Annotated in this window: 6 protein-coding genes; 4 read left to right on the forward strand and 2 right to left on the reverse strand. The window is 41.4% G+C overall.

Annotated elements, in window-relative coordinates; all coding sequences use genetic code 11:
* Positions 1-10: 10 nt before the first annotated feature.
* Positions 11-1,762, reverse strand: coding sequence for a glycoside hydrolase family 13 protein (locus ACQKIC_RS19925; protein WP_427592180.1), 1,752 nt, complete (start codon positions 1,760-1,762; stop codon positions 11-13).
* Between the two features lie 392 nt (positions 1,763-2,154).
* On the opposite strand from ACQKIC_RS19925, the gene ACQKIC_RS19930 reads away from it, so the two are divergent.
* The 4 genes from ACQKIC_RS19930 (at position 2,155) to ACQKIC_RS19945 (ending at position 8,152) form a co-directional block, all read left to right on the forward strand.
* On the forward strand, positions 2,155-3,408 hold the full coding sequence (locus ACQKIC_RS19930; protein ID WP_427592179.1) for an extracellular solute-binding protein: 1,254 nt from the start codon (positions 2,155-2,157) through the stop codon (positions 3,406-3,408).
* A 138-nt stretch (positions 3,409-3,546) separates the two neighbouring features.
* Positions 3,547-5,061, forward strand: coding sequence for an alpha-amylase family glycosyl hydrolase (locus tag ACQKIC_RS19935; RefSeq protein ID WP_402867756.1), 1,515 nt, complete (start codon positions 3,547-3,549; stop codon positions 5,059-5,061).
* A 75-nt stretch (positions 5,062-5,136) separates the two neighbouring features.
* On the forward strand, positions 5,137-6,786 hold the full coding sequence (locus ACQKIC_RS19940; RefSeq protein WP_427592178.1) for a glycoside hydrolase family 13 protein: 1,650 nt from the start codon (positions 5,137-5,139) through the stop codon (positions 6,784-6,786).
* Between the two features lie 322 nt (positions 6,787-7,108).
* Complete coding sequence (locus ACQKIC_RS19945) at positions 7,109-8,152, forward strand: LacI family DNA-binding transcriptional regulator (protein WP_402867758.1); 1,044 nt, start codon at positions 7,109-7,111, stop codon at positions 8,150-8,152.
* Between the two features lie 207 nt (positions 8,153-8,359).
* On the opposite strand, the gene ACQKIC_RS19950 is transcribed toward ACQKIC_RS19945, so the two are convergent.
* Positions 8,360-9,223, reverse strand: coding sequence for an SDR family oxidoreductase (locus tag ACQKIC_RS19950; protein WP_402867759.1), 864 nt, complete (start codon positions 9,221-9,223; stop codon positions 8,360-8,362).
* Between the last annotated feature and the right edge of the window lie 348 nt (positions 9,224-9,571).

The following is a 9,571-nucleotide window of genomic DNA, read 5'->3' on the forward strand; positions in this document are numbered from 1 at the left end:
TTCGTTTGCTTCAGTGATCAAATGCAAGAATTCTATATTGATAGCCACCCAATTCAGAGTGGTCTTCCTTCGCGATTTCCTTCGTTCTTAAATCAATCATTGAGTCCTCTTTTACATCAAATGGGAGTTTATAAGACTGTGACCGGTCTGTCGGGTTAAGAAGAATGACAACAGAGCGTGCCTCATTGAACTTTCGATAAGCGACGATGTTTGTGTTATCGATCTTTTCAAGGAATTCGAAATGTCCTTCATTTGCAAGCAAGCCTTCCTCTTTCCGTAAAGCAATCAATTCTTTGATTTCGTTATGGAGTTCGCGATTCTGTTTGTCTTCCTCCCAGACCATACATTTTCGACAACCGGGATCCTGGTCGCCAGTTAAGCCAATTTCATCTCCATAATAGATGCAGGGACTGCCCTTGAACGTCAGTAGAACGGCATGAATGAGCTTTGCCCTATTCACATCTTCCCCGCAGTCTGTGAAAATCCGTGGTGTATCGTGGCTTCCAAGAAGGTTGAAGGTGACATCGAATACATTGGTCGGATAGCTGTGATAGACAGCCGTCATTTCTTCAATAAACTGCCGGGCATTGATTTTTTGCGATGCAATGAGGCGGAACACGTTATTGGTAAATGGATAATTCATGACTGCATCGAATTGGTCGCCTCTTAGCCATGGCATGGAATCATGCCAAATTTCCCCGAGAATATATAGATCAGGTTTAATGTTTTTCACCGTATTCCGGAACTCCCGCCAAAACGGTGAATCGACCTCATTGGCAACATCAAGTCGCCAGCCATCGATATCGAACTCCTTAATCCAATAAGCGGCGGTTTCCAAAAGGTATTTTTTGACGTCAGGATTGGCTGTATTCAATTTGGGCATCGATTCAAAAAAACCGAATGTTTCATAATTGGGACGTTCTCCTCCTTTTAAAGGGAAGCCGTGGGGGTGGAACCAATCTTTGTATTCTGAGTCCTCACCTTTTTCAAGGAGGTCTTGAAAGGGAGGGAAATAATAGCCGCTATGGTTAAAGACGGCATCGAGCATCACACGGATATTCCGTTTGTGGCATTCTTCCACAAGGGTTTTCAAGTCCTCTTTCGTCCCGAATTGGGGATCGATTTCCATGTAATCGATCGTGTCATATTTATGGTTGGAATGGGCGTGGAAAATGGGAGTGAAATAGATGCCATTGATGCCGAGGTCCTCTAAGTAATCAAGATGCTGTAGGATCCCCTCGAAATCCCCTCCAAAAAAGTTGTCCACTTTCGGTTCTTCACTGCCCCAAGGCTTTGCACCTTCAGGATCATTATCGGGATTTCCATTCGCGAATCTTTCCGGGAAGATCTGGTACCAGATTGTTTCTTTTACCCATTCAGGCGCGTTAAACACTTCATTTCGATGAAGATAAGGTATGGCAAAATAACAGCCTGTATCATCAGGAGCCTCATCAAAAAAACCTTTTTCCGTATAAATGAGTTCTTCCTCACCTGATTGTAGCTTAAATCCATACCTTATTCTCCGGTAAGGTGGCTTCACATAAATATGCCAGTAATCATAATGGCCATCACTGCCAGAAAGGTACATGGGCGCTTGTTCATACTGCCAATGACCTTCATCAAGTATATTGGGGTCTCCAAAGAGGAGTCCAACGTAAGAAATATCTTGTTTTTTTGTACGAAGGCGGATATGAAGAGTTTCTGCATCGATGCTATAAGCAAAATTGTCTGTAGGCCGGTGCTGGATGGACGAACGTTCCATAGAAAACCACTCCAATTCTAGTCAGGTTAATTTTGAAAGCTGAATGAACTTTAAGACTGGAGATTGAGAGGACATTACTTATGTACTGATGAAAAGTTAAAAAAATTAAATATTTCAAAAACTATCCAGTCATTTTGATTATATACCCATTTTATATAAAAAAAGCACCTGGTTCTTAAAAAATATGAAATAGAACGCTTCCATTTAAGAAATAAAATTGATAAAGGAAAATGTTGTAAAAATTGAGTCCTCTCATATAATGATAACAATAAAGATTGATATCGTTTTCATCGTGAATCCACGTTCTTTCCTTTCGATTTTCTAACGGTGGTGTAAACAATTCGAAGCTTTGGGACATGATAGAATCAAACATTTTTAAAAGGAGAATAAAAGTGAAGAAGTTGATGATCTATTTACTCATGTCCCTCATCTTTATCGCTATCGGAAGTGCTTGTGATGCCAATACAGATAAGGAAAATGAAGTGGTGAAGGAAAGGATGCCGCGAGAAAAAGAAACCACGAATGAAAAAAAGCCGGAAAAACTGATTGTTTGGGAAGAGGAGAATAAAGGGGAAGCCCTAAAACCGATCCTGAAGGAATTCGAAAAAGAATATGGAATCAAAGTGGAATATAAAGAGCAAAAAGTGAACGATGGGATGTACACACAATTACGCCGAAATGGGCCTATCGGGACATCCCCGGATATCGTGACACTTACCCATGAAAAAATAGGTCAGCTAGTGGAGGAGGGACTGATACAGGAAATCAAGGTGAATGATGAAGTTACAGATGCCTTTTTAGAAGCTTCCATATTCGCCGAAATGTATCAGGGAAAACTATTTGGGCTGCCCAAGTCTGCTGTTACTTCCGTTTTGGTGTATAACGAGAAGATGATGCCGAAGGTCCCGGACACGATGAATGAATTGTATAAAAAAGCAAAAAAGGCTAGGGCAGGTAAGGAGTATGGATTTGCGGCTGAATGGAACGATTTCTATGATGCATATGGAATTATGACGGGAATGGGAGGGTATGTATTCGATCGGGATAAGAAGAAAATAAATCCTTTGGATATAGGATTGAACAATGAAGGTGCAGTGAAAGGTGCGCATTTCATTCAAAAATGGTATAAAGCGAGTGCCATCCCAGAGGGTGACAAAGAAGATATGGAAAAAATGTTTAGGGAGGGGAAGGTAGCCTCCATCATGAGTTCAAAAACTGCATGGATGGATGGGAAGAATGTCGGCGTCGCTCCGATGCCCCAATTGCCAAATGGAAAGCCAATGAAAACAATCATGGAAATACAGGGCTGGCATATTACCGCATTCACCAAATATCCCTATTGGTCTACAAAATTTGTGGAATATGTATCAAATGAAAAAAATGCAGTGCTCCGTTTTGAACGAACGGGAGAAATCTCCCCTATAAAAACAATCAAAGGGCATGAGGCAATAAAAGATAGTGAAAGGGCACAAGCCATCGCCATACAATTACAATACGCAGAACCGATACCGAATATTCCAGAAATGAATAAAGTCTGGGGACCGATGAATTCCGCGATGCAGGACATAACGGCGATTAAAGCCAAACCGAAAGCCGCTTTGGATGAAGCCGTAAAGAAGATCGAAAAAAGTTACCAGGAGGAATGAAACGGCAAATATGCCCCACTTTCAACCGCTCTCCATTTTATCTCTTTTGTGTAAAAAATTTTATAATATGGATTTGACGTCAAGAGGGCAAAACGCTAATCTTAAAGGCGTAAAGAGATAGCTAGGAGGAGAGCGGATATGAAAAAAAGGGTGTTATCACTCGCTTTAATTCCGTTGCTTCTTTTTTACGCCATTCCTGTAGGAGCAGCTGAAAAAGAACAACGAACATGGAAGGATGAAATCGCATACTCATTGATGATAGACAGATTTTTTGATGGAAATCCTAAAAACAATGGGGATGCAGATGTATTGAATCCTTCAGCTTTTAATGGAGGAGATTTCGAAGGAGTCACGAACAAGTTAAATTACCTTAAAGATATGGGGTATACCGCTATCATCCTATCACCTATTTTTGCTAATGAAGATAATGGCTACCACGGGGAATGGGTGAAGGATTTTTATAAAACAGATGAACATTATGGTACGAAACAAGAATTCAAGAAGCTCGTGGATGAGGCCCATAGCCGTGAGATGAAAGTTATTGTTGATTTTCAGGTTAATCAGGTGGGGAAGAATCATTCTTGGCTAAACGAACCTGATAAAAAAGACTGGTTTCACGAAAAAAAGGACATTTCCAAGGATAGCAATCAGCAGAACATGGAAAACGGCTGGGTGAATGGCCTGCCGGACTTAAATCAAGATAACCAGGAAACTCGGGAATATTTGTTGGATGTTGCCAAGTCGTGGATTGCAGAAACGGATATTGATGGGTATCGACTAAATCAAGTTCAACACGTTCCAAAGGACTTTTGGAAGGAGTTTGTTGAAACAGTCAAGTCTGAAAAATCAAACTTCTATACAATTGGCGATGTCCAAGGCAATGAGGATTTGATAAAAGGATATGAGGAAACGGGAATCGATGCTTTCATGGATTACCCACAAAATGCTGAACTGAGAAAAGCATTCGCTGCACCGGATCAGGATCTGGCACCTGTTTTCAATGCTATCGGAACGAGCGGTACACAGGCTTTATTCATGGATACCCAGAATATGCCCCGTTTCACCAAGGATGCTGCCGATCATAATGAAAACCCTGGGGCAAGATGGAAAATGGCCTTATCCTATATGTATACCACTCCAGGTGTACCCATCGTGATGTATGGATCGGAAATCGCCCTTAATGGTGATGAAGCACCGACCAATCATCAATTGATGAATTTTAAGACAGAGCAAGAGCTAGTGGAGTATATCACCAAGCTTTCCGATCTTCGGGAGATGTACCCTGCATTATCAAAAGGGGATATGGAGCCTTTGTACCAAAAGGGCGGTACGGCGGTTTTTAAACGTGTGTATGGCGACGAAACAATGGTGGTGGCCATGAATAATACAACCAAAACGCAAACGATTAATCTCAGTGAAAAGGATCTTGATGAGAACAAAGAGTTGAGAGGTATGCTGAATGGAGATTTGGTTCGTAGTAAGGATAATGGCTACTCGATCGTAATCGACAGGGAGTCAACGGAAGTCTACACTCTTGCATCTAAATCGACCATCAATACTCCCTATTTGATCATTATCGGGTTGGTCCTTGTCATTTTTGCCATTTTCATTGCTTTGGTCATTAAACGTTCAAAAAGGAATCAAGTAAACTAACCATGTACCTCTCGATTTTTGGCTGCAAAACAATGTCCCTTGGCTTTGTGGAATACAGAAACGGGAGGCTACAGCATGAGCAAAACCTGGTGGAAAGAGGCTGTTTGTTATCAAGTTTACCCCCGCAGTTTCATGGATAGCAATGGAGATGGAGTGGGGGACTTAAGGGGATTGATCTCCAAACTGGATTACTTGCAGGAACTTGGGATCGATGTCATTTGGATTAGCCCGTTTTATAAGTCCCCCAACGCAGATAATGGATATGATATCAGTGATTACCAATCGGTTTCAGAAGAATTCGGCACGATGGAGGACCTGGAACAATTGCTGGACGATGTACACCGACGTGGCATGAGGGTGATTCTTGACTTGGTGCTTAACCACACTAGTGATGATCATCCCTGGTTCGTGGAGTCGCGTTCTTCAAAGGATAACCCGAAACGAGACTGGTATATTTGGAGAGACGGCAAGGATGGTAGGGAACCTAACAATTGGGAAAGTATATTCTCAGGAAGTGCCTGGAAATTCGATGAAAGGTCGAAACAATTCTACTTACATTTATTCGCAGAGAAACAACCGGACTTAAACTGGGAATGTAAAGAAGTCCGGCAGGCTCTATACAGCATGGTGACATGGTGGTTGGATAAGGGCATCGATGGTTTCCGGATTGATGCCATCACCCATATTCACAAGCGTGAGGGGTTGCCGGATATGCCCAATCCGTATTGGCATCAATATGTCCCTGCGTTTGAGATGCATACCAATCAGGAAGGGATATTGGATTACCTTCAAGAGCTTAAGGAAGAAACTTTTGCGAAGTATGATATCATGACGGTTGGTGAAGCCAATGGCGTAAGGATTGAACAAGCGGATGATTGGGTCGGGGAAGAAAACGGTAAGTTCAATATGATTTTTCAATTCGAACATCTGGGCCTATGGAATCGGGGACATGATCATCATGTCGACGTCTATGAACTGAAAAGGACCATGACAAAATGGCAAAAGGGACTTCAGAATAAAGGCTGGAATGCTTTGTTTTTTGAAAACCATGACCAGCCGAGAAGTGTGTCCACTTGGGGAAATGATCATCAATATTGGTTGGAGAGTGCGAAAATGATTGGTGCATTGTACTTTTTTATGCAAGGGACACCATTCATTTATCAAGGGCAGGAAATTGGGATGACAAACGTACAATTCGACTCTATCGATGATTATGATGACATTGGCATGAAAAACTTTTATCATATTGAAACCTCCAAGGGACGTTCACATGATGAAATCATGCAGATCATTTGGCATAACGGTCGGGACAATTCACGTACACCCATGCAATGGAATGATACGGAGCATGGAGGGTTTACAGAAGGAACACCCTGGATGAAAGCAAATTCCAATTACCGTGCAATCAATGTGGAAGAGCAAAGGAATAATCCTTCATCCATCTACCATTTTTACAAAAAGATGATTAATCTCCGTAAGAAGTACCAGGTTTTAGTTTATGGAGAATATGATTTATTATGGGAAAATCATTGTGAACTTTATATTTATACAAGAAAAATGAATAGTGAATCAGTGAAAGTCATATGCAATTTCAGTACGAATCACCATTCCATCGATATATCTGATTGGGGGAATATGGAACTGTTACTGGGCAATTATGACAATGTGGAAGACGAATGTGAGATTCATTTGCGTCCTTACGAGGTGAGGGTCTACCATCATTAGTTGAAGCTATGTAGCCGTTGGTGCTACTGTAGTTAGTCGTCTGACTTCTGTCCTCTTCTCTAAACAAATCATACGTTTCAATGAAGGAGTTGATTTAAAATCAACTCTCTTTTTTATGATAAAAGTGAAGGCTGACTCTAAAAACTGATATTTTCTGAAAAAAATAGAAAATTTAAAAAAAGTAATGGATATAAGCATTGAGTTGAGTGTATGATAGATACATATAATTGTATATTTATTTAATATATTGGAAAAGTATTTATTGACTTTACACGAAGTTGTCCAAAAAGTCTGTAATACGATGAGGGGAGACGGGAAATGCATGGCTATTACGATTAAAGATGTAGCTCAACTGGCGAATGTAGCACCTTCAACAGTTTCTCGAGTGATTGCAAATAATCCTCGAATTAGCGAGAAAACGAAAGTGCGCGTGCGTAAAGCGATGGAGAAATTGGGATATCACCCAAATTTCATTGCCCGCAGCCTAGCAAACCAATCAACGAAAATTATAGGGTTGGTCTTACCAAGTTCATCGAATGTCATATATCAAAATCCATTTTTCTCAACAATCTTGCAAGGACTTAGCGAAGGGGCTCAGGAAAAACAATATTCGCTATTGCTAAGCACGGGAAAAACGGAGAATGAAATTTATGAAGGAATCGTGAATATGGTCCAGGGGGGGATGGTAGATGGTATCGTCCTGATGTATTCAAGGATGAATGATCATATCCTTACTTATTTGCGATCAAGGGATTTTCCATTTGTCATGATTGGAAAGCCGTACGATTTTATCGAGGAAATATCATATGTGGATAATGATAACGTCTTGGCGGCTGAACAGGCCTCAGATTATCTAATCCAATTGGGGCATGAAAGAATCGGTTTCATCGGTGGGGATATAAAGTCTGTGATGACACTCGATCGCCTATCTGGATACGAACGGGCATTAAAAAGGGCTGGGATCGTTCCAAGAAGTGAATATACGATACTTGAGAACTTTGTACATAATGGGGAACTGGAAGTAGCAAATAGGTTGCTATCCATTAAGGAACCTCCGACCGCTTTAATCGTCAGTGATGACTTAATGGCACTTGGACTTGTCCATTCACTAAGGGAGATGGGCATACGCACTCCTGAAGAGATATCAATTGTCAGCTTTAATAACGTTCTTTTCACTGAAATGTCACTACCTGCCCTAACTTCTGTCGATATTAACATTTTTGATCTGGGTTATCAGGCAGCCAAATCGATCATCCAAAAGTTACAAAAGGGAGCAGAGCCGGGGGGAATCATCATACCCCATCAGTTTGTGGAAAGAAGTTCCTGCCGACCTTTAAAGCAAGAATCGTTGGTCATGAATTATTAAAGGGAAGAGCATTGTGTGTCACAATGCTCCTTTATGAATTTCCTGGTATTGAGGACGCTTTTGATTGAACGGAAACCGGTTCCAGTCTGTCCAAGTTATGTTTCTACAAGCACTTTATCAGGAAATGGATACTCTCTAAATCCTTCCTTAGAACGAAAAAAGCAACGGATCTCCTAAATGGAATCCGCTGCCCTGGATCTTACTTTATTAACCGTTTACCACTGAACCGCCATTGACATGGATGACTTGTCCACTGACGTAAGAGGAATCATCACTTGCTAGATATACATAGGCAGGTGCCAATTCCTCCGGCTGTCCTGCTCGGCCCATAGGTGTATTTTGTCCGAATTTGGCCACATCTTCTTCACCGAATGAAGCAGGAATAAGCGGTGTCCAGATAGGACCTGGCGCTACACCATTCACTCGAATGCCATCTTTTGAAATGGAATTCGAAAGAGCGCGTGTAAAGGCTAAAATGGCGCCTTTAGTTGATGAGTAATCGATTAGCTTTGGGTTACCCTGGTAGGCTGTGATTGAGGTTGTATTGATGATGCTGCTCCCTTTTTTCAAGTGCTTCAAGGCGGCTTTCGTTAAGTGGAACATGGAAAAGATATTAGTTCGGAATGTTTTTTCCAACTGCTCGGCTGATATGTCGAGAAGGCTTTCTTGCACATGCTGTTCGCCGGCATTGTTGACAAGGATATCCAACCCGCCGAATTCTTCAATTGTTTGCTTGACGATATCCTGACAAAACGTTTCATCACCGATATCCCCTGCAAGTAGCAAGCATTTTTGTCCTTCTTGTTCGATTAATTCCTTAGTTTTCTTTGCATCTTCGTGTTCATCCAAGTAGGCTACAACTACATTGGCTCCTTCTTTCGCATAATAGATGGCGACCGATTTACCAATGCCGCTATCTCCGCCGGTTACAATCGCTGTTTTTCCTTTTAATTTCCCACTACCTTTATATTCCGATTTTACAGACTCAGGATTCGGATCCATCTTCGTTTCTACTCCGGGTTGATGTTGTTGATGTTGTGGTGGAAACCCTTGTTTATTTTGGTTTGTCATGATTACCCCTCCTATATTTTATTGTATTTTTTATATTCCTTATTTTTGAATTGCTTAAACATAAGAGTTAAGAATAGCATCTCACAACTCCTTGGAATCGATACATTGGTTTGAATAACAGGAAATGTGAAGGCGTTATGTGTGAGATATCCAGATAGGGTGTATGGGGAGGAATGGAGGGGGAAATAGGCATGGGGAAACGGGCACCTTGTGCCTTCAACTAAATGAAAAAAGCCCACCTATCAGGGTGGGCTCAGTTTGTAGACAAAAGGGGTTCGGAATGGTTTCATTCCGAACCCCTTTTGATATTTTCTTGGAATTTTGCTCAAGATTAAGAGCTTGGGTCTC

Origin of the sequence: Peribacillus sp. NPDC046944 (genome assembly GCF_050272735.1) — a bacterium.
In the GTDB taxonomy this organism is placed as follows: Bacteria; Bacillota; Bacilli; order Bacillales; family DSM-1321; genus Peribacillus.